The sequence below is a fragment of the Pedobacter psychrotolerans genome, from assembly GCF_004340665.1.
In the GTDB taxonomy this organism is placed as follows: Bacteria; Bacteroidota; Bacteroidia; order Sphingobacteriales; family Sphingobacteriaceae; genus Pedobacter; species Pedobacter psychrotolerans.
In genome coordinates, this window is the sequence record NZ_SLWO01000003.1 from 199862 (window position 1) to 220577 (window position 20716).

General features: G+C 36.9%; 19 protein-coding genes. 12 read left to right on the plus strand and 7 right to left on the minus strand.

Features of this window, described 5'->3' with window-relative positions; all coding sequences use genetic code 11:
- Positions 1 to 4 precede the first annotated feature (4 nt).
- The 4 genes from EV200_RS08250 to EV200_RS08265 all read right to left on the minus strand — a co-directional run bounded on the left by EV200_RS08250 (position 5) and on the right by EV200_RS08265 (position 5847).
- On the minus strand, positions 5 to 3733 hold the full coding sequence (locus tag EV200_RS08250) for a sensor histidine kinase (protein ID WP_132531030.1): 3729 nt from the start codon (positions 3731 to 3733) through the stop codon (positions 5 to 7).
- 88 nt (positions 3734 to 3821) lie between these two features.
- The gene (fabD, locus tag EV200_RS08255; protein ID WP_132531032.1) at positions 3822 to 4703 is read right to left on the minus strand and encodes an ACP S-malonyltransferase; all 882 of its coding nucleotides are present in this window, start codon (positions 4701 to 4703) and stop codon (positions 3822 to 3824) included.
- Positions 4704 to 4788: 85 nt separating this feature from the next.
- Positions 4789 to 5424, minus strand: a complete 636-nt coding sequence (gene folE / locus EV200_RS08260; protein WP_029281826.1) for a GTP cyclohydrolase I FolE — start codon at positions 5422 to 5424, stop codon at positions 4789 to 4791.
- A gap of 12 nt (positions 5425 to 5436) precedes the next feature.
- Entirely contained in the window at positions 5437 to 5847 is a 411-nt protein-coding gene (locus tag EV200_RS08265; protein WP_132531034.1) for a 6-pyruvoyl trahydropterin synthase family protein, read from the minus strand.
- Positions 5848 to 5948: 101 nt separating this feature from the next.
- On the opposite strand from EV200_RS08265, the gene mqnB reads away from it, so the two are divergent.
- Positions 5949 to 6572 carry a futalosine hydrolase gene (gene mqnB, locus EV200_RS08270; RefSeq protein WP_132531036.1) on the plus strand — a complete coding sequence of 208 codons (624 nt, stop codon included), beginning with the start codon at positions 5949 to 5951 and terminating at the stop codon, positions 6570 to 6572.
- A 41-nt stretch (positions 6573 to 6613) separates the two neighbouring features.
- Positions 6614 to 7462: a menaquinone biosynthesis family protein gene (locus EV200_RS08275; RefSeq protein ID WP_132531038.1), complete on the plus strand. Its 849-nt coding sequence runs from the start codon at positions 6614 to 6616 to the stop codon at positions 7460 to 7462.
- 87 nt (positions 7463 to 7549) lie between these two features.
- Here EV200_RS08275 and EV200_RS08280 read toward each other — a convergent pair whose 3' ends face one another.
- From EV200_RS08280 to EV200_RS08290, 3 genes are all read right to left on the minus strand, one after another.
- Positions 7550 to 8245 carry a response regulator transcription factor gene (locus EV200_RS08280; protein WP_188754111.1) on the minus strand — a complete coding sequence of 232 codons (696 nt, stop codon included), beginning with the start codon at positions 8243 to 8245 and terminating at the stop codon, positions 7550 to 7552.
- A 170-nt stretch (positions 8246 to 8415) separates the two neighbouring features.
- Positions 8416 to 10248, minus strand: coding sequence for a sensor histidine kinase (locus tag EV200_RS08285; RefSeq protein WP_132531040.1), 1833 nt, complete (start codon positions 10246 to 10248; stop codon positions 8416 to 8418).
- Between the two features lie 224 nt (positions 10249 to 10472).
- Complete coding sequence (locus EV200_RS08290; protein ID WP_029281815.1) at positions 10473 to 10841, minus strand: DUF3127 domain-containing protein; 369 nt, start codon at positions 10839 to 10841, stop codon at positions 10473 to 10475.
- A gap of 71 nt (positions 10842 to 10912) precedes the next feature.
- Between EV200_RS08290 and EV200_RS08295 the strand changes: the two genes are divergently transcribed.
- From EV200_RS08295 to EV200_RS08340, 10 genes are all read left to right on the plus strand, one after another.
- Positions 10913 to 12103 carry a THUMP domain-containing class I SAM-dependent RNA methyltransferase gene (locus EV200_RS08295; protein WP_132532182.1) on the plus strand — a complete coding sequence of 397 codons (1191 nt, stop codon included), beginning with the start codon at positions 10913 to 10915 and terminating at the stop codon, positions 12101 to 12103.
- Between the two features lie 50 nt (positions 12104 to 12153).
- Positions 12154 to 12648 carry a hypothetical protein gene (locus EV200_RS08300; protein ID WP_132531042.1) on the plus strand — a complete coding sequence of 165 codons (495 nt, stop codon included), beginning with the start codon at positions 12154 to 12156 and terminating at the stop codon, positions 12646 to 12648.
- Between the two features lie 351 nt (positions 12649 to 12999).
- The gene (locus EV200_RS08305) at positions 13000 to 13281 is read left to right on the plus strand and encodes a helix-turn-helix domain-containing protein (RefSeq protein WP_132531044.1); all 282 of its coding nucleotides are present in this window, start codon (positions 13000 to 13002) and stop codon (positions 13279 to 13281) included.
- A 73-nt stretch (positions 13282 to 13354) separates the two neighbouring features.
- On the plus strand, positions 13355 to 13999 hold the full coding sequence (locus tag EV200_RS08310) for an HD domain-containing protein (protein WP_132532185.1): 645 nt from the start codon (positions 13355 to 13357) through the stop codon (positions 13997 to 13999).
- A gap of 121 nt (positions 14000 to 14120) precedes the next feature.
- Positions 14121 to 15377, plus strand: coding sequence for a putative DNA modification/repair radical SAM protein (locus tag EV200_RS08315; RefSeq protein ID WP_132531046.1), 1257 nt, complete (start codon positions 14121 to 14123; stop codon positions 15375 to 15377).
- Positions 15378 to 15391: 14 nt separating this feature from the next.
- Positions 15392 to 16156 carry a TIGR03915 family putative DNA repair protein gene (locus tag EV200_RS08320; RefSeq protein ID WP_132531048.1) on the plus strand — a complete coding sequence of 255 codons (765 nt, stop codon included), beginning with the start codon at positions 15392 to 15394 and terminating at the stop codon, positions 16154 to 16156.
- Between the two features lie 33 nt (positions 16157 to 16189).
- The gene (locus EV200_RS08325; protein ID WP_132531050.1) at positions 16190 to 17215 is read left to right on the plus strand and encodes a sensor histidine kinase; all 1026 of its coding nucleotides are present in this window, start codon (positions 16190 to 16192) and stop codon (positions 17213 to 17215) included.
- Positions 17216 to 17353: 138 nt separating this feature from the next.
- Complete coding sequence (gene miaB, locus EV200_RS08330) at positions 17354 to 18769, plus strand: tRNA (N6-isopentenyl adenosine(37)-C2)-methylthiotransferase MiaB (RefSeq protein WP_132531052.1); 1416 nt, start codon at positions 17354 to 17356, stop codon at positions 18767 to 18769.
- 83 nt (positions 18770 to 18852) lie between these two features.
- A complete protein-coding gene (locus EV200_RS08335) occupies positions 18853 to 20094 on the plus strand; it encodes a sigma 54-interacting transcriptional regulator (protein WP_132531054.1) in 1242 nt (413 codons plus the stop codon).
- 48 nt (positions 20095 to 20142) lie between these two features.
- Entirely contained in the window at positions 20143 to 20649 is a 507-nt protein-coding gene (locus EV200_RS08340) for an LptE family protein (protein WP_132531056.1), read from the plus strand.
- Positions 20650 to 20716 lie beyond the last annotated feature (67 nt).

A 20716-nucleotide genomic window follows, 5' to 3' on the forward strand; every position in this document is an offset into this window, starting at 1 on the left:
TAATTTATACTAGAGGAAATGTAAGATAGAAGGTGGTACCAACATCTGGAACCGAAGTAAAACTGACATCTCCACCCGCATTTTCTACCGCTTGTTTTACAAAAGCCAACCCCAGGCCTGTTCCTGAAGTTTTAGTGGTAAAGTTTGGCACAAAAATTTTATCATGTAATGCCAGAGGAATTCCCTTTCCATTATCTTTAATTTCAACGAAGGCGTGTGATTTATCATTATATAAAATAACGCTTACACAACACTGATCATGACCTTCAACTGCCTCGATTGCATTCTTAAACAGGTTATTGAAAGTTCTAAGCAACTGATCAGGATCTGCCAATATCAGAATCTGCTGACTTGATTTATCCAGCAGGTTTATTTCTACATCTCCGGTATTTTTGTAAACTTCTCTTGCCTGCTCTAAAACGGGCAGGATTTCTATCCGCTCTAATTTAGTATCAGGCATTTTAGCAAAATTTGAAAACTCAGATGCAATTTTTGAAAGGCTATCTATCTGCTCGATAAATGATTTACTAAACTTTTTAAACTTAACTTCAAAATTGGGATCATTTTCTCTCCATGATTTCTCAAGCAGTTGTACACCTAATTTTAAAGGTGTTAATGGGTTTTTAATTTCATGCGCTACCTGTTTAGCCATTTCCCTCCAGGCACTTTCCCTTTCTGAACGGGCGAGTTTAACCGCACTTGCTTCTAACGCCGCAATCATACTATTGTACTCCTTAATCAATGATCCAATTTCATCGTGTCTGCGCCACACAATAGGCTCATTCCGTTGTCCTATCCTGGTTCTGCTAATGCTCTCCTGAATGAAAGTTAACGGACTTGTAATTTGATTGGCCAGAAATACAGCCAAAACACCTACCGCAACAAATACCAATGCATAAATATTAATCAGGTTACTTACAAAAAGGGCAATCTTATCTGAGTATTCTTCTTCATTAGAATAATTAGGCAAACCGATATAGGCGATGGTTTCATTTTGCGCATTCCGAATGGGTGCATATGCTGCTGCATAGGTTAGGTTACCTACCTTCTCCTCTGGATTAATATATTCTGATCGCTTTAATTGTTTAAGATAAGTATATGCCAATGGCCCCATCTTTTTGCCAATTACTTTATAACTATACAACTTTGGATAAGTTGTCATAATTAAATTGCCCTGGGTATCATAAAGATTCAGATCTGCATTATTGATATCTGCGAAATTGTTAAAATCTGCAACTGCATTTTCATCATCCTTAATGCCGCCACTAAACACCTGCTTCTCAAAATTCTGTTGTACTTTTCTAATTTTATCTTTAATGGCTGCATTCTGCTGCCCGCGGTATTCATTATCCATGTAATAGTAAGTTACCCAGCCTACAATAAGCAAAGTAGCCACAACAGAGAGCACAATAGAAACCTGAATACGTGTTTTATATAATATTTTGTTTGCGTTAATCATGAGTGAGCGATTAATGCTAAACCAGCCTACCCGTTCATCATCTAGGTTTTTAATTAACCACACCAGTCCATAAAGCAATATAGAGAAGATGATAAAGACCAGAAAGAAAAATGATAAGGCTGCCAAACGCTCTACGTAACCAACTTTTTCTTTACTGATGACCACCATTTTATTGTCTGATGGCTTATAGATCAGGTGGCTGTATTGAAGTGTTTTGTCATTACTGGTTACAAAATCATCTTTTTTACCTTTGAAATTTCTTCCATCCAAAGGATAGGTATAATTCCCAGATTGATTCAACAGGCGGTTATTGTTGTAGAAAGCAATGGAATATCCTCTGAAATCTTCATCTCTGATTAACTTTTGATCACCCAGTAAGTCGGGCAGTCTGTTATTATAATTGTAAGGTTTTGATCTAAGCTCTATCACCAGCGTACCTAATAAAGATCCCTGATCAATAACAGATATAATTCCAAAGTAATCCTGATAACCAAAGGTGTTATTTACCTGGTAAAAATAGTTCCCTCCATTTATTTTTACAGAACCAGATTCAACCAGTTCTTTGTATTTAGAGAACGCCTGACTTTTAATATTATCGATGCTTTCGCCATCTTGATTATAGGGATAAATTTGATAATCATATCGTGATAAATACCCATCCATATAACTTTTGATATGGTTTTTTAACACCGGATAATTGGTTTCTGCTCCCTGCTTAAAATAGCGCACCAAAAAATCATCATTGAGCAATTGTGATTCAAGTACTCCTAACGAAATAATCGCATTAGGGTCTTCGGAAGACTGTATTTTACGGGCCAGCGGTTCGCGCAGGCTACGTTCTTTAATATCTTTGTACTTGATGTATTTGATAGAGGTGTTAAATGCCAGACAGAAGAAAACTATGGCAAACAATCCTACCGAAAATCTTATTCCCTCTACATAAATACCTCTCGCGATAATAAATAATATAAGCGCAAAAACAATAAAAAATGCAGTAAAGTCAGTTAATACCTTATAAGCAAATAATGCAGCGAAACCAGTTAAAAAGATAATCAGTCTTTCTTTATTGGTCACCTTAAGAGGAAGGCTAATAGTGGCAGCGATAACGGTAATCAGATAGATTTGAAACCACACCAGACAAAGTATGATGATACTCACCCAACTGGAGCCACTCAATTTTAAAATATTTATAATTTCAAAATTAATTCTGGAATTATAAATCAGTCCGAAGAATACCTCATCACTAAAATAGGCCACAATACCGATGAAGACCAATAAAATCGCATGAATGAAGATGCCGAGAACCTTGCTCCTTCTAATCCATGCGGGAAACTGATACTCTTCTTTATGATTATAAACAAATAGCAGAAACCAGGTTAAGGAAAATACATTCAGTAAGAAATCGCCCAGAGATGGCATCAAAAAACTATCTCCGTAAATTCTTGGATCAAAAAGTGATAGGGAAAAATGATGGTTAAACCAGCCATAATATAAATCGGAGAACCGAAACACGGCGAAAAAACCCAGTAAAAGAAACGTACCTGAAACGAGGTAACCTTTCTTAGCGATGAGTGCACTTAATGAATTGAAAAACATGCAGATACAAAGCATGCCCCCAATAAAGAGCCAAAGTTGTGTAATCGAATAATAATCGTTGGTGTAGCCTGGTTTTATTTTTAAGCCAAACAAAAATTTGTCATCAAGGCTTTTTATAGCATAAACATCCTTATCAGTGAAAGAGGCTAGCGTTAATATTTTAGAATTGGTTAGAAATGGATCTAAATCATTTTTAAAATATTGGGTTTCTTTAAACGGATATTGGGATTGGATGCCAATCAGAAATACAAAACTAAAATCGCCATCTGTACGCTTAATGACTTCATACCAACCGTTGTAAAAAAACAGTACCGATTTTCCTTCCCTTATTGTAGAAAGATCAATATCCGTAACTTTATAGGTACTCCAGAATTTTAGTTGATTATGGTGAAAAGTTAAGAGATTAATCCCTTTATTTTGCCTGTAATTGGTTAAAAAATCAATGGCATCTTTAGGATTTTGATGCAATTGCTTTGCTTTTTGTACTTCTTTTTTATTAGATAAAAAATCTGCAACGATCTTTTCCTTGATCAGGAGATTGGTTTGAACCTCTCTCGCATATCTTTCTAGCAGCTCCGATTTGGTAGTAAATTTGCTTAAAGTGATAGAGGTTGTAATCAGACAACAGGCCAATACAAACAGCAGAAATCTAAGTTTTACACCAAAGCTCAATGTCATTAATTTTGATAATGATAAATATAGACAAAAACAGCGCCACAAACGGTGTGTTTATGGCGCTGTGTAATTATTTTACTGCATAAAAAGATCAGGCAATAGTTGCGCTACTGGTTTGTACTTCTCTGCTTACCTTTTTCACTAATCCCTGTAAAACATTACCTGGACCTACCTCAACAAATTCTGTGGCTTGATCTGCCAGCATATTTTCAACGGTTTGTGTCCACCGTACGGCTCCGGTTAATTGTTTAATCAGGTTTTCCTTTATTTGTGAAGGGTCTGTATATGGCTTTGCATCCACATTCTGATAAACCGGGCAAACCGGAGTGGAAATACTGGTGGCTTCAATTGCAGCTTGTAGCTCAATTTTAGCAGGCTCCATTAAAGGGGAGTGAAATGCACCACCCACATTTAATTTTAAGGCTCTTTTTGCCCCGGCTTCGGTTAATTTAGCGCAAGCCAGATCTATTCCTTCAATACTACCGGAAATAACCAATTGCCCAGGACAGTTATAGTTTGCCGGAACAACCACTGCATCAATTTCAGCGCAGATTTTTTCAACCACATCATCAGCTAAGCCTAAAATTGCAGCCATAGTAGAGGGTTGTGCTTCGCATGCTTTTTGCATGGCATTTGCACGTGCAATAACCAGCTTAAATCCGTCTTCAAAAGACAAGGCATTTGCGGCAACAAGTGCAGAAAACTCTCCCAATGAATGTCCGGCTACCATATCAGGCTTAAAATCCGCTCCTAAAACCTTTGCTAAAATAACAGAATGCAAGAAGATTGCGGGCTGCGTTACATTGGTTTGTTTAAGCTCCTCATCTGTTCCGCTAAACATAATATCACTAATGCGAAAACCGATAATTTCATTTGCTTTTTCAAATAATTCTGCAGCTTTGGGATTTTCATAAAGATCTTTACCCATGCCTACAAATTGTGCTCCTTGTCCAGGAAAAATATATGCTTTCATACCCTTAATCCCTTGAAGGGGAAAATAAATAGTTTATTAAATTAATTGATTATAGTTACAAGTGCTGGCCTTTAGAGGCCGGGGTTTAATCTAAACTCGCCGTAATTAACCTTAAGAATTCTGCTCTTGTTTTATCGTTACTTAAAAATGTACCTGTAAAAGCAGAAGTTGTGGTAACGGAGTTCTGTTTTTGAACGCCTCGCATAGACATACATAAATGCTTACACTCCATCACTACTGCAACGCCCATAGGACTCAGGGTATTTTGAATACAATCTCTGATTTCGTTGGTTAAACGCTCCTGTACTTGTAAACGACGGGAGAAAGCATCCACAACCCGAGGTATTTTGCTGAGGCCAACTATATGTCCGTTAGGAATATAGGCAATATGTGCTTTACCAAAAAAGGGCAACATATGGTGCTCACACATGGAGTAAACTTCAATATCTTTCACTACAACCATCTGGCTGTAATCCTCCTTAAACATCGCCGATTTTAAAATCTCGTCTGGTTTGATATCATAGCCATGGGTTAAATATTGGAGCGCCTTTGCAACGCGTTCAGGTGTTTTTACCAAACCTTCACGTTCGGGATCTTCACCTAACTGACTCAAAATATCCTTGTAATGGGCAGCTACTGCCTCAATTTTTTCATCGTTATAGCGATCTATTTTAACATAGCCATCTCTCGATTCGCCATTTAATGCCTCTTTAGTACTCATTAATATAGGGTTTTAACCAAAGTATTCAACATAGTTATTTTCAGTTTCGTAGATTTTAACGCTGTGCAACAAGGCGCCAGCTTCTGTAATTGGTGTCAGTAGCTGATTCCAGATTTCAATAGCTAAATTTTCTGTAGAAGCCAGCTTGCCTTTCATAAAGTCTACATCCAGATTTAAATTTTTGTGGTCAACTTTATCTACGACATAAACGTTCATCACATCTTTTAACCACTTTAAATCTACCAGAAAACCGGTTTCAGGATTAACTTCTCCCTTCACTGTAACATATAACCAATAATTATGGCCGTGCCAGTTTGGATTTGCGCACTTGCCATAAACTTCATTATTTTTGTCATCATCCCAATCGGTTCTTGCCAGCTTGTGGGCCGCATTAAATGATGCTTTTCTCGTTATATAAATCATTACTATTGAATAAACCGCAAATATAATGATAATGCCTTAAGCCTAAACATGAAAGCATGAAGAAACCAGAGTTTAATGAAACAATCCGTTAATTTTACCTTATGAAAACTTTAATTGTTGCCGCCACAAGAGCCGAACTTGCTTTTTTTTATCAGCATTATCACCTTCCGGAATATGATTTTGTAGAAAGTAAGCATTTCGATGTGCTGATTACTGGCGTGGGCATGGTGGCAACAGCCTTTGCTCTTGGTCAATATTTAACCAAAAACTACCATCTGGTGGTGAATTTCGGAATTGCCGGCTGTTTTGATCGTGAGATTGAATTGGGCACTTTATTAAATATTACTGAAGATAATTTTGCTGAACTAGGGGCAGAAAACGGAGATGAATTTCTAACCATAAAGGATCTAGGTTTCGGAGAAAATCATTTTATATCGAGAAGCAAAATAAATATTGATTTGCCATCCGTGACAGGCATAACCGTGAATTGCGTAACCGGAAGTGAACAAAGCATTAAAAATCTAAAGAAAAGATTCAGCCCCACTACCGAAAGCATGGAAGGTGCAGCAGTTTTTTATGCCTGTAAACAAGCAAATATTGATTGTATTCAAATCCGTAGTATTTCCAATTATGTTGAGCCAAGGAATAAAGATAACTGGAAAATCGGTCTGGCAATTAAAAACCTGAATGAGTGGGCAATAGCCTTTATTGCAGAAATGAACTGATTATGACGTTTTAGTTTATCGTAAGCCTTAATTTTGATATTATGAAACTTACACTTGGATTTTCTCCTTGCCCTAACGATACATTTATTTTTGATGCACTCATTCACCATAAAATAGATACCGACGGATTAACATTCGAGGTTACTTATGACGATGTTGAAACCTTAAATCAAAAAGCCATGAAAGGCCAGCTGGACATTACCAAACTAAGCTTTCATGCCTTTGCTTATGCCGCCAGTCAATACGCACTTCTTGATGCCGGCAGTGCTTTAGGTTTCGGTGTTGGCCCATTGTTAATTAGTCATAAATTCGACCAGGAAACATTAGCAGAAAGAATAAAAAGTGATCCTGGCAGTCTTCGTGTCGGAATACCAGGGAAATACACTACAGCCAACTTTTTATTAGGCATTGCCTATCCTGAGCTTCAAAACAAACAGGAATTGGTTTTCTCTGAAATCGAAACAGCCTTGCTGGAAGATCAGATAGATTTAGGCTTAATTATCCACGAAAACAGATTTACCTACAAAGATAAGGGCTTAACCAAAATTGTAGACCTTGGCGATTATTGGGAGAAATTAACGGCTTGTGCCATTCCTTTAGGCGGAATTGTGATCAACAGAAACTTAGATCGTGAGGTGCAATTAAAGGTTAACCGACTCATTCGCGAATCTGTTGAATATGCATTTGCCCATCCAAAATCCGGGATCGATTTTATTCGTGAACATGCGCAGGCCATGGATGAAGCCGTAATGTATAAACACATTGAACTTTACGTAAATAAGTATAGCATTAACCTGGGCGAAGAAGGCCGAAAAGCGGTAGACACTTTATTTAATCTTGCTGAGGAAAGAAATATTATTCCTGCTATTCAAGAGAATCTGTACATTTAAAAGGATTGAAAGTTTAAACGTTGTAAAGTTGATTTCGTTGCCTAAAACATTTCAACTTTACAACATCCTAACGTTTGAACATTATACCTAACTCACCAATAACTTGTATCCCTTACCGTGAACGTTAATAATCTCAACATTCGAATCTCCTCTTAAGTACTTCCTTAATTTACTTAAAAATACATCCATACTTCGCCCGTTGAAATAATTATCATCATGCCAGATACTTAAAAGGGCTTCTTCTCTGGTTAAAACCGTATTTTTCTTCAAGCATAACAAGCGCAGTAACTCTGCTTCTTTTGTAGAAAGCTTTTGTTGCAGCTCATGATGGGTGATAATTTGTGTGGTATAATCAAAATTATATTCGCCTATTGCAAATTGCGTTTCCGGTGCTTCTTCAGCCTGATCACCCTTGCTTGCCACACGTTTAAACATGGCATTAATTCTAAGCAAAAGTTCTTCAATACGAAAGGGCTTGGTAATGTAATCATCACCTCCTAAATCATACGCAGCAGATTTATCTTCTAGCATGGTTTTGGCGGTGGCAAATATAATTGGAACCTGGGCGTTTACTTTCCTGACATCTTTACCCAGTGTGAATCCATCCTTTTTAGGCATCATCACATCAAAAATACAAAGATCAAAATTTTGTTTATTAAAGGCCTTTAAACCCTCCTCCCCATCATTGCATAGAACTACATCAAACTTGCCTTTTAACTGCAAATAATCTTGTAATAATAAACCTAAATTCGGATCGTCCTCTACCAGAAGTATTTTTTTCATTTTCTTAATTTTATTCACATATGTAGCATTGGCTACATTAAATGTTTGATTCTGAATATGCATGGTGGTTTAATTATTGAAGATGATTAATACCACGATGTTAGGCAAATTCTCCAAGCAAAAAACCAATGTATCGACCAATCATACTTATCTGCCGATATATACGTGATTTATAAAGGTAAAGATATTTCAAAAGTTGTTCCTTTATCCTTTTCGCTACTTACTTTTATAGTGCCGTTTAATTTTTTTATAATATCCTGAACATAATTTAAGCCCAGGCCAAAACCTTTTACATCATGTAAATTGCCAGTAGGTACACGGTAAAACTGATCAAAAATTCTTTTCGATTGTTCCTTTGTCATCCCTATTCCCCGATCAGAGATTTCGATAATCAGTTGCTTATTGGTATTTCTAGTCGAAATTGTAATCTCAGGTACTTCCGCACTATACTTATTTGCGTTATCAATCAGATTATAAAGTACGTTAGAAAGATGCAGTTCATCGCCATAAACAACTGCATTTGTAGCATCGGTATGAAGGTTGATAATGGCATTACGTTTGTGTAACTGCAGTTCCATGCTGTCTAAAACAATAATGATCAGATCATTCATATCCACCTCAGTGTTTTCCATTTTAAGCTCCCCTTTTTCTAGTCTGGCGATACTTAAAACACGTTCTATATGACTTCCTAAACGGACGTTTTCATCGTAGATAATATTTGCAAGCCTACTCAACCTGCTTTTATCTTCGGTAACTTCCGGATCTTTTAGCGCTTCACTGGCAATCATAATCGTTGCCACGGGTGTTTTAAACTCATGGGTCATATTATTGATAAAGTCGGTTTTCATTTCTGATATTTTCTTTTGCTTTAGAATAGCATAAAGGGTATAAGAAAAAATGAAAACCAATACCAGAAGCAAACCAACCGATGAAGCAAGGGTTGCGCTTAGATTCGATAAAATGGCAGAATTTTTATTAGGAAAACTCACGATTAAGGTTCCGGGATCACGAAATAAATCATTACCAAAAAGTGGAATTTTATAGGTGTTTTCCGGTAAAAATTCTTTTTTAATATTTGAAGCTTCCATGTATAAAACGGAATCTTTTTTTGCCAGTGAAATTTTAAAAGAAGGCTTCTGATTTATGTTATGTGTAAGCAACTCCTCTTTTAGCAGGGTGCCCAGTACATCAAAATTAATGCGTTGATATAAAGGAACATTTACTTCCTGCAATTCTTTAGAAACATCTTCCACCATACTTAAACGGGTATAAGAAAAAGTATCTTTCCCGAGGGATGCAATTTTAAGTTCAAGCCTTTTTTTGGCAATTTCATCCTGCCTTCTGAATTTTTTCTCCAGATCGTCAGAAATTTTAGGTAATCCAACTAGTAAAGGATTTCCCGTCATTGGATCAGCCACTAAGTATCTGATGGTGTCTGGTAGGTTTTGAGGCGTTCTGAAGTTAAAAGTTTTTGAATCAGGAGAAATCAGCTTTGTCCTCATGCTATAACCCTTCAGGTTTAAACTATTCAAGTCAACCAACGCATCTACTTCAACATCTAAACGGGTACCCGTAATGGAAGCCTTTGGTGCAGAAAGTGATTTAAATTCATTTTCAGAAATCAGCTTTGGTCCACGATACGAAGCCCTGATAATGCTATCCTGCTGGTTCAGGTAATTTTCGATCTGGTTCTCTCGCTCGGCTTGTCTCAGTTCAGATTCCTGCGCATATTGCTGTCTTAAATCTTTAATATCAAGTGCTCTTTGTCTGGAATCCTGCAGTCGCCTCAGTTTATTTTCAGCATCTTTTTTATTGAGGTGATCGGCTACATTTAAGCGTTCTACTTTTTTAACCACGTTGGCTAAAGTCTGATTTACCTGTTCATCAAAAAGCTGAGATTTTAAGTAATAAGCCTCCCTGATGTAATATAACTGCATCACAAAAACGCCCAGTAGCGCTACAGTCATTAAAACAGTTATAAACCAAAAGCTTCTTTTTTTCATTAACGTGGTATTGCCTTACCTTTTAAAAGAGATAACAGAAAAGGATTTTTAATTAATCAGATACCAAAAATAGTGATTAGTGAAATGAGAAGATTGTTTTTAACATATTTTAACAAGGGTTATGATGCTGAAAATGAAGATTTAAGAAAATGATTCTTAAAAAAAATGCCGGAGCAAAAGCCCCGGCATGGTTCAAAATTGTTTGCTTAAAAAAGATTCTTTATTTAGAAAGGCAAATCATCATCTTCACCTGGCGCATTGCTAACATCAACCGGAGCTGCATAAGCTGGGGCTGCTGCTGATGGAGCACCTGCTGCAACAGCATTGATTCTCCAGATTACCAGACTATTGAAATAAGATGTTTTACCTGTTTTATCTGTCCATGGGCGACCACGTAAATTAAAGAAAACCTCAACCTCATCACCCGCTTTAAATGTATCTAATAATGCAGTTTTATCTTGTAAAGCCTCAAAACGAATATATTCTGGGTATGTTGGATTTTCTGCGTATTCTACTATTAAATCACGTTTTTTAAACGTTTCACTCACTTGCTGCGTTGCACCTACTTCGTGTACTTTTCCTTTAATTTCCATAACTAATACTAATAATGTACGTATAAAAGCCAAATCTCTATAATTTTATTGATAACTTCGCATATATTATGATGCAAGTTTTCCACAATAAAAGCAAGGTAATTATCACCTGCAATAAACGCCTTTCTCCTTATTTACAAGATGAAGTTACAGCCTTAGGCTATACCATAGAAAGAGCTTTTCAAACCGGCGTTGAGCTGAATATCACCCTTACAGAGTGTATTAAGCTAAATTTAAACCTGCGTTGCGCCAGTCAGATTTTATATTCAATTAAAAGTTTTAAGGCCATTACGCCTGATGACCTATACAATGAAATATCAGCTATTGAATGGGAAGAATTAATTGATTTTTCCGGATATTTTTCGGTAACTTCTAATGTAGATAATCCTAACATTACTACACCGCTATTCGCCAACCTAAAGGTAAAAGATGCTATTGTAGATCGAATGAAAGAGAAAAAAGGGATTCGCCCTAACTCTGGTTCAGATGCAAATAAGGCTGTAGTACATTTATACTGGAAAGATGCAGATGCAGATGTATTTATGGATACCTCTGGTGAAACACTGGCAAAACACGGTTATCGTAAAATCCCTGGAAAAGCACCTATGTTAGAAGCCTTGGCTTCGGGTGTGATTTATGCAACCAAGTGGGATCGTAAATCACCTTTTATAAACCCGATGTGTGGTTCAGGAACGTTGGCTATTGAAGCTGCGTTGATTGCCACTAATCGTGCGCCTGGTTTATACCGGATGAACTATGGTTTCATGCATATTTTAGGTTATGAAGAGGAAGCCTTTTTTGCAGAACGAAGAATTTTAAAAGATCAGGTAATTAAGAATACTGATCTGAAAATTATCGCTTCCGATCTTTCTGAAGATGCCGTAGAAGTTACCCGCAGAAACGCAAAAACCGCTGGGGTTGATACTTTAATTGAGTTTGAGGTATGTGATTTCGAACTTACTCCTGTTCCTGAAGATGGAAAAGGAACTGTCGTTTTCAACCCGGAATATGGCGAGCGTTTAGGTGTTCATAGTAAATTAGAACTCACTTACAAACGCATGGGTGATTACATGAAAACCCAATGCAAAGGTTATTCAGGATACATTTTTACCGGCAACCCTGATTTAGCTAAAAAAATAGGCTTAAAGGCTTCCAGGAAATTGGAATTTTATAATGGAAAGCTGGATTGCCGCCTGCTTGAATACGAATTATATGATGGTTCACGCCGGGCTCCGCAAACCGAACAGGAACCTACTTCGTAAATCTAAATGTATGTACGCTCTCTACGTACCATACGTAAAATAAATAAAATATGGAATTTGATGACATGAACCACATGCCTGAATGGGAACATTTTAGTCGGTTTGGCAGAGATGATGAGGATGAAGAAAATCTATCTCAATATGATGCCGAAAAAGTAAGGCTAAAAGTTAATCGGGCAAAGCTTTTATACAACCAGGCCAGGGCAATTTATAAATGCGCTGCAATTTTCTGCGAGACCTTAGAAGGTGAAATGGCCGAAATAACTTCTGGCTTAATTATGCAGAATGCAATGATGCTTTGCCCAAAAATTATTGGTGCAGAGGGTGCAGATTTGTATCTGTTAAGAATGGAAAATGCATCTATTATCCGTACAAATTGCCGAGAGTTGGAAACCCAGATTAAAGCTGCAGATTTATTTAGCTTGTGTAATGCTGACTATAAAAATATTGTTCTGGATGAAATTGAGAAATTTCGACTGTTGTTTATTGAATGGGTAAAGAATTTCGAAAAAGATGAAAATGTAGATGACTGGGGGCTATATTAACCCCAGTTCTTTCTTAGAGAATCATTAGAAATAGAAGAACGATAGCACATTTAATTACGAAGCTATCCATTAGTTACCTTTGCTCCGCCTACACAATCCTATCCACATTTAATTATCCTCATAACCTAAAGGATGCTTTTTAGCGTCAATTTTATTTCCATAAATGTGTAATTTACTGATTAAAAGGCTCCGAACAGAATATATTAAACTTTTGACAGGTTGATTTGTTTACATTGTACTGTTCATTTACCCATTTACGTAATTCCTTATAGTGCTAAAAATTATAAATTGGAAAAACTGTAAGGATAAAAGGCTCGTATATATTGAAAAATTAAAAAACCAATCCTTTTTATGGAAGATGTATTAGCTTTAAAAACAAAAAACGTTGCCGGGAATATTAGAAAAATTAGAGAATACAGAGATTATACTCAAGATTATCTTGCGGCAAAATTAAAAATTTCTCAAAATGCCTACAGTAAGATTGAACTCGGTTACAGCAAATTAACGATTGATCGGTTATTTCAGGTTTCAGAAATTTTAGAAGTTGAGGTCACGCATTTATTAACGTTAAACCCTAACGATTTAATCAAGATTATTGCTGATGACGAGCATAGAGCAACAGCGGCGAGTTAATTAACTTACCGCTGTTGATATCATTTCTTCCTCCCTGCATCTATTTCCAATATCTTTGTTGCAAATTTTTATGATGCAGGATCCCATTCAAAAAACCATTACGTTTGTTAAACAAACCTTAAAAAATGCAGAGGCTGGCCATGATTGGTTTCATATAGAGCGTGTTTTTAAAACCGCTATAAATATTAATCAGGAGGAAAAAGGAAATAACCTGGTCGTTGCGCTGGCCGCACTTTTACATGACATTGCTGATCCCAAATTTAATAATGGCGATGAAACCTTAGGCCCTAACCTGGCGCAGTCCTTTTTACAATCTATAGCAGTTGAGGAAGAAACAGTGAATCATGTTAAAATGATTATTCAGCATATGTCTTTTAAAAATAGCTTTGATGAAAACAGTTTTACTTCAAAAGAAATGCAAATCGTTCAGGATGCAGATCGTTTAGATGCTATCGGGGCCATTGGCATTGCAAGGGCTTTTACTTATGGCGGCTTTAAAAACAGAGTGTTGTATGATCCTGCAATTAAACCAGAAGAACATCTTTCAAAAGAAAGCTATAAAAATACCACTGCACCAACCATCAACCACTTTTATGAAAAGCTTTTGCTTTTAAAAGATATGATGAATACTGCCGCTGGAAAGAAAATAGCTGAAAAACGACATCAATTTATGCTGGATTACCTGGATCAATTTTACAGTGAATGGGAAGGTAATTAACTGCACCTGCATTTCTATATTTAAACTCATCTTCTTTTTATTCCCTGACAGAGTAAGCTTACAGAACTTATTTACTAACAAATTTAGCTAAATAGCTATATTTGTTAGTAAATAAATCCCTATGTCAGACCGAATTCGTGAAAAGTTAAATATCCTTGCCGATGCGGCGAAATATGATGTTTCGTGTTCATCAAGCGGGGGCACGCGTAAAAATGATAACAAAGGTATTGGCGACAGCCATTCATCTGGCATTTGCCACACCTACACAGAAGATGGCCGTTGCGTTTCTCTTTTAAAAATTCTTTTAACCAATCACTGTATTTATGATTGTTTATTTTGTGTTTCGAGAAAGAGCAACGACATCAAACGTGCTGCTTTTACAGTAGATGAGGTGGTGGATTTAACCATGAACTTTTACCGGAGAAATTATATTGAAGGGTTATTTTTAAGTTCTGGTATTTTTAAAAATGCAGATTTTACCATGGAACGGCTATTGCTGGTTTGCAAAAAACTTCGCCTCGAACAACGTTACAATGGCTATATTCATTTAAAAACCATTCCGGGTGCCAGCGAGGAATTAATTAAGGAAGCTGGTTTATACGCCGATCGAATGAGCATCAATTTAGAAATGCCTACCGAAGCAGGTCTAAAGCTTTTAGCGCCCGAAAAAAGCCATGCCGATGTAATTAAACCTTTGGAATTTGTTCAGCAAAACATTGTTCAATTTGCTGAAGATAAAAAATTAATTAAGCATGTACCAAAATTTGTTCCGGCAGGCCAAAGTACGCAAATGGTGATTGGTGCTACGCCTGAAAGTGATAAAGACATTATGTACACCGCAAATGCTTTTTACAAAAACTTCTCATTGAAAAGGGTTTACTATTCTGGCTATGTACCCATTAGCAATGATAGCAGAATGCCAATTTTAGGCACTCAGCCTCCTTTACTTAGAGAAAACCGATTATATCAAACCGATTGGTTAATGCGATTTTATGGTTTTAAAGTTCAGGAAATTCTAAATGACGCTAATCCGAATCTGGATGTAGATATTGATCCAAAGCTGAGCTGGGCAATCAGAAATATGCAACACTTTCCGGTAGATATTAATAAGGCAGATTATAAAATGATTCTCCGGATTCCAGGCATTGGTGTGATGTCTGCAAAAAAAATTGTTCAGGCCAGAAAATTTGGAAAATTAAGAATCGACCAACTGAAGAAAATTGGTGTAGCGTATAACAGAGCTAAGCATTTTATCACGTGTGCAGATAGTCCCTATCAGATAAAAGACTATCAAGGCACACAGATTAAGGCTTTTATCATGGCAGATAGTCAAAGTAAATATTTGAAAACAGATAATAATCAACTGATATTGTTTTAATGTAACAAGCCCTAATGATTTATCTTTTCGATGGTTCACTTACCGGTTTACTTACGGCCGTTTTTGAATGGTTTGAGCGAAAGCCCGGACGTACTTACTTACAATTGACTGGTATTTTTCAACCCGATGCCTTTACGGAATCTTTTGAGGTGATCAACAATGAAGATAAAGCAGATCGCGTTTGGAAAGGTCTTCAAAAAAAATTGAAGAAAGATTGGCAAAGAACTTTTTACTGCAGCTATTTATCTGAAATTCCCGAAGCCTTTAACCATCTTTTTCAATTCGCTATTTATATTTTTGAAAGTGAAATAGGTGCGGCGGCCAATTATGGTAATGATCATGTAGTTGCCTTATCTAAATATGCCAAAAGTGTGGAAAGAGAGAAACACCGGATGGAAGCATTCATCAGGTTTCAAAAAACCGGAGATGGCATGTTTTATACGTCAATAGATCCCGATTTTAATGTATTGCCTTTAATTTCAAATCATTTTAAAAACCGTTATGCCGATCAGCAATGGGTTATTTACGACTTGAAACGCAAATATGGCCTTCATTATGATTTAAATACTGTAGAGGAAATAACCATCAATTTTTCCGATGGTGCTAAAAGCCCCAATCCTTCCCCGGCCTTAATGGATGAAAAGGAAGAACTTTATGCTGTTTTATGGAAGGATTATTTTAAAAGTGCCAATATTGTTGCCCGAAAAAACACTAAACTTCACCTGCAACATGTGCCAAAAAGATATTGGAAGTATTTAACTGAAAAGCAACTGGCTTAACATCCATTTAATATAAAACCACTAAATTGCACCATGAAATTAAGTGTACTGGTTTTAATTACAGCACTTGCTGTTGCGCTTTCCATTGGCATGGTCAATTTTTATTTCGAACGCAGCTGGTACTACTTCGGAATTTCCTTTGGTGTTTCATTTCTCAGTAGCTTTCTTGTTTTTTATTATTTGTTAGAAAAATATATCTATAACAAAATAAAGCTCATCTATAAACTGATCCACAATTTAAAGCTTGGAAAGGATTTAAAAGATGCTTTGGGCGAATATGTAAGTTCAGACCCTATAAACGATGTTGAACATGAGGTTAAGGAATGGGCTGGCGCTAAGAAAAAAGAGATTGATCTCCTTAAAAAACAAGAGCAGTTTCGCCGGGAGTTCTTATCCAATGTTTCACACGAATTTAAAACACCTCTTTTTGCTATTCAAGGTTATATAGAAACGTTACAGGATTGCATCACTAATGATCCTGAAATGGCCATGAAATTCCTTAAAAAAGCAGAAAATAATGTAGAAAGACTCAGTTATTTGATTAATGATCTGGATGCGATTGCTAAACTGGAAACTGGTGAATCGCCCATCAACTTTCAAAAATTTGATTTTGTTACCTTAGCCAAAGAGGTAATGGAAAACCTTGATGACAGGGCAAAATCTAAAAATATTAAGCTTTTTTTTAAAGACAAATACACCGCAGTTACTTTCGTTAATGCAGATCGAGAAAAAATCCGTCAGGTATTAATTAACCTGATTGTGAACAGCATTAAATACGGAATAGAAAACGGTGAAACAGCCATTAAGATCTTTGAACTTCACGATCAGTTTCTAATTGAAGTGACTGATAATGGTATGGGCATTGAAGAAAAACACCTTGCAAGACTTTTCGAACGTTTTTATCGGATTGATACCCACCGTGCAAGAGAGGTAGGAGGAACTGGTTTAGGTTTAGCGATTGTTAAACACATCTTGGAGGCTCACCAACAAACCATTTCTGTAAGAAGTACGCCTGGAATAGGAACTACTTTCGCATTTACCCTGCAAAAAGTAAGTTAACTTTCTAAATCAATTTTAGACTTACCGGGCAAATATAGTCTAGTTATAATCCTAAGGTAAACATTATAACAAAACGTGCCAATTTGTCACTTTTAATTTATTTTGTGTATTTTTGCAATCCCAAAATCTTTTTAAAGAATGATTGATTTACAAGTACAGGACAAAACGCATGATGAGGCCAGACAAGGTGAAGCCCTAATTTTAGATACACCGATAAAAGCCGACGCACGTAAATTATATATTGAAAGTTATGGTTGCGCCATGAATTTTGCCGATAGTGAAATTGTTGCTTCTATTCTTTCAGAAACAGGATTTGAAACCACAGGAGATTACCATCAGGCAGATGTGATTTTTATTAACACTTGTTCCATCCGTGAAAACGCTGAAACCCGGGTAAGAAATCGTCTATCACAATTTGGAGTGGAAAAACGTCGCAACCCTAAATTAATTGTTGGCGTTTTAGGTTGTATGGCAGAACGCCTTAAATCTAAATTTCTGGAGGAAGAAAGATTAGTAGATGTGGTGGTGGGTCCTGATGCTTACAGAGATTTGCCAAACCTAATTGAACAGGTAGAAAGTGGTCACAAAGCTGTAAATGTGTTATTGTCTCGTGAGGAAACTTATGCAGATATTAGCCCTGTTCGTTTAAATAGTAACGGAATTACTGCTTTTATCTCCATCACGCGTGGCTGTAACAACATGTGTTCTTTCTGCGTAGTGCCCTTTACACGTGGGCGTGAGCGGAGTCGAGATGCACATTCTATTATTCAGGAAGCAAAATCATTATTTGAATCGGGTTATCGGGAAGTTACCCTTCTAGGGCAAAACGTTGATTCTTATACATGGACTTCTGAAGATGGAACTGAAACGGTGAATTTCGCACAGCTTTTAGCGCAAACGGCATCAATTCATCCAGATTTAAGGGTACGTTTTTCTACCTCTCACCCTAAAGACATCACCGATGAGGTTTTAGAAACCATCGCCAGATACGATAATATTTGTAATTACATCCATCTACCAGTTCAATCTGGCAATAGCCGCATTTTAGAATTAATGAACCGCACCTATACCCGTGAGTGGTACATCAATCGTATTGATGCTATTAAAAGGATTATTCCGGGTTGCGCGATTTCAACAGATATTATAGCCGGATTTTGTACCGAAACTGAAGAGGAACATCAGGAAACGCTAAGTATTATGGATTATGTGGAATATGATTTTGCTTATAATTTTACTTATTCTGAAAGGCCAGGAACACTTGCAGCCAGAAAACTAGCCGATGACATTCCGGAAGAAGTTAAAAAACGCCGTTTAGCTGAGATCCTGGCGAAGCAACAAGCACATTCTTTATTGCGTTTACAAGAATGGGTAGGAAAAACCGTTAGGGTTTTAATTGAAGGTACCTCAAAAAAATCTGATCAGGATTATTGCGGCCGTGGCGATAGTGGCGCAATGGCAATTTTCCCGGCTATTGAAGGTGTTAAACCAGGTGAATATGCGAATGTTTTCATTGAAAAATGTACATCAGCTACGCTAATTGGAAGAATTGTATAGGCGATCGCTATAACCTTATAGTAGTAAGATTGCTTCGTACCTCGGAATGACGAAGTTGATCTAACTTAATACTCATAACATAAATGGATACACAAAATATTAAACAACGATTCGGGATTATTGGCAATTCGCCCCTACTTAATCGTGCCATAGATATAGCCAGCCAAGTTGCACCAACAGATATGTCGGTTTTGATTACAGGCGAAAGCGGAAGTGGTAAGGAAGTTTTTTCACAGATTATCCATCAGATGAGTGCACGCAAGCACGGATCATTTATTGCGGTAAACTGTGGTGCTATCCCAGAAGGAACAATCGATTCTGAACTCTTTGGACATGAAAAAGGTTCTTTTACAGGTGCACATGAGGCCAGAAAAGGTTATTTTGAAGTAGCCAATGGCGGAACCATCTTCTTAGATGAGGTGGCAGAATTACCACTTGGAACCCAGGCACGCTTGCTGCGAATTCTAGAAAGTGGCGAATATTTGCGTGTGGGTTCATCTAAAGTTCAGAAAACAGATGTCCGTATTATTGCTGCAACAAACGTTGATGTTTATAATCGGGTAAAAAACGGAAAATTTCGGGAAGATTTATATTACAGGCTAAATACTGTTCCGTTACGGATTCCAGCTTTACAGGAACGGAAAGAGGATATTTATTTGCTTTTCAGAAAATTCTCTGCAGATTTTAGTGATAAATACCGTAGCCCATCGCTTCACCTGGAGCCAGATGCTGTACAAATTTTAACCAATTATAGCTGGCCTGGTAATGTTCGCCAACTTAAAAATATTGCTGAACAGATTTGTGTGCTCGAAAAAGATAGAAACGTTACCGGCCCCGCCATATTAAACTATATTCCTAATGAGTCGGGCAGCAACCTGCCAATGGCCATTAATTCACAATCAAAGGAAGACTTTACAGAAAGAGATATTCTTTATAAGGTTTTGTTCGATATGAAAAAGGACATGGTTGAATTGAAGAAGCTGGTTGCCGAAATTATACAGCATGGCGGCAATACGGCAAGCGTTCTGGCAGATAACCCTCAGTACATTAACCAATTGTACAGGGATGTTGAATTACCAGGCGGCCATGAACATACTTTTACCATTCAGCAGCCTACCCCGAGTAATGGCAGCAATGCAAACAATTCGGATTACTATGCTCATGACGCAGAAGAGGTTGAGGAATCGCTGTCATTAATCGACAAAGAATCTGATCTGATTAAAAAAGCATTGAAAAAGCACAAAGGCAAACGGAAATTTGCGGCCCAGGAATTAGGTATTTCAGAACGGACACTTTACCGGAAAATAAAGGAACTGAGTTTATAAAGCCACCAAAACCCTGAATTAGTCAAACATTAAATCATTCCAACTTAAATGAAAATTAAAATATTTGCACTTCTTTTAATCACCGTACTTACGGCATGTGCTTACAAATTCAATGGGGCATCTACAGTAGGTTTAAAAACGGTTGTGGTGAAGGTTTTTGAAAATAATGCTCCTTTGGTTGTACCTACACTAAGCAATCAATTTACGGAGGCTTTAAAGACAAGGATTCGGAATCAAACCAGCTTAAGTATATCTACAACTGAAGGTGACGCCATATTTGAAGGTAGAATTACGGGTTATGATATCAAGCCTGTTGCGCTACAATCCAGCTCAACACCAACGGCTGGCGCAAATAGGCTAACCATTACCGTAGCAGTTAAATACACCAACAATACCGCAGGAAAAGAAAAGCAAAGCTTTGAAGAAAGTTTTACGAAATACTTTGATTTCCCGCTTAATGGGGCCTCCATACAATCTGCATTGCCAGCAGCAATAGAAAATATTAACAAACAGCTTACAGAAGATATTTTTAACCGTGCATTTGCACAATGGTAATTAGATTTACATCCATTCACGCATAAAACTTTCTAAAAACCGCTTACATTTTTTAACTTAGCGACAA

What these genes read in the sequence shown, in the direction of transcription:
- EV200_RS08300 (WP_132531042.1), top strand. Translation starts at nt 12,154, where the DNA reads ATGGAATTTGATGACATGAACCACATGCCTGAATGGGAACATTTTAGT.
- mqnB (WP_132531036.1), top strand. Translation starts at nt 5,949, where the DNA reads ATGAAAACTTTAATTGTTGCCGCCACAAGAGCCGAACTTGCTTTTTTT.
- miaB (WP_132531052.1), top strand. Translation starts at nt 17,354, where the DNA reads ATGATTGATTTACAAGTACAGGACAAAACGCATGATGAGGCCAGACAA.
- EV200_RS08315 (WP_132531046.1), top strand. Translation starts at nt 14,121, where the DNA reads ATGTCAGACCGAATTCGTGAAAAGTTAAATATCCTTGCCGATGCGGCG.
- EV200_RS08290 (WP_029281815.1), bottom strand. Translation starts at nt 10,841, where the DNA reads ATGGAAATTAAAGGAAAAGTACACGAAGTAGGTGCAACGCAGCAAGTG.
- EV200_RS08285 (WP_132531040.1), bottom strand. Translation starts at nt 10,248, where the DNA reads ATGAAAAAAAGAAGCTTTTGGTTTATAACTGTTTTAATGACTGTAGCG.
- EV200_RS08265 (WP_132531034.1), bottom strand. Translation starts at nt 5,847, where the DNA reads ATGATTTATATAACGAGAAAAGCATCATTTAATGCGGCCCACAAGCTG.
- EV200_RS08295 (WP_132532182.1), top strand. Translation starts at nt 10,913, where the DNA reads ATGCAAGTTTTCCACAATAAAAGCAAGGTAATTATCACCTGCAATAAA.
- folE (WP_029281826.1), bottom strand. Translation starts at nt 5,424, where the DNA reads ATGAGTACTAAAGAGGCATTAAATGGCGAATCGAGAGATGGCTATGTT.
- EV200_RS08305 (WP_132531044.1), top strand. Translation starts at nt 13,000, where the DNA reads ATGGAAGATGTATTAGCTTTAAAAACAAAAAACGTTGCCGGGAATATT.
- EV200_RS08310 (WP_132532185.1), top strand. Translation starts at nt 13,355, where the DNA reads ATGCAGGATCCCATTCAAAAAACCATTACGTTTGTTAAACAAACCTTA.
- fabD (WP_132531032.1), bottom strand. Translation starts at nt 4,703, where the DNA reads ATGAAAGCATATATTTTTCCTGGACAAGGAGCACAATTTGTAGGCATG.
- EV200_RS08325 (WP_132531050.1), top strand. Translation starts at nt 16,190, where the DNA reads ATGAAATTAAGTGTACTGGTTTTAATTACAGCACTTGCTGTTGCGCTT.
- EV200_RS08335 (WP_132531054.1), top strand. Translation starts at nt 18,853, where the DNA reads ATGGATACACAAAATATTAAACAACGATTCGGGATTATTGGCAATTCG.
- EV200_RS08275 (WP_132531038.1), top strand. Translation starts at nt 6,614, where the DNA reads ATGAAACTTACACTTGGATTTTCTCCTTGCCCTAACGATACATTTATT.
- EV200_RS08250 (WP_132531030.1), bottom strand. Translation starts at nt 3,733, where the DNA reads ATGACATTGAGCTTTGGTGTAAAACTTAGATTTCTGCTGTTTGTATTG.
- EV200_RS08280 (WP_188754111.1), bottom strand. Translation starts at nt 8,245, where the DNA reads ATGAAAAAAATACTTCTGGTAGAGGACGATCCGAATTTAGGTTTATTA.
- EV200_RS08340 (WP_132531056.1), top strand. Translation starts at nt 20,143, where the DNA reads ATGAAAATTAAAATATTTGCACTTCTTTTAATCACCGTACTTACGGCA.
- EV200_RS08320 (WP_132531048.1), top strand. Translation starts at nt 15,392, where the DNA reads ATGATTTATCTTTTCGATGGTTCACTTACCGGTTTACTTACGGCCGTT.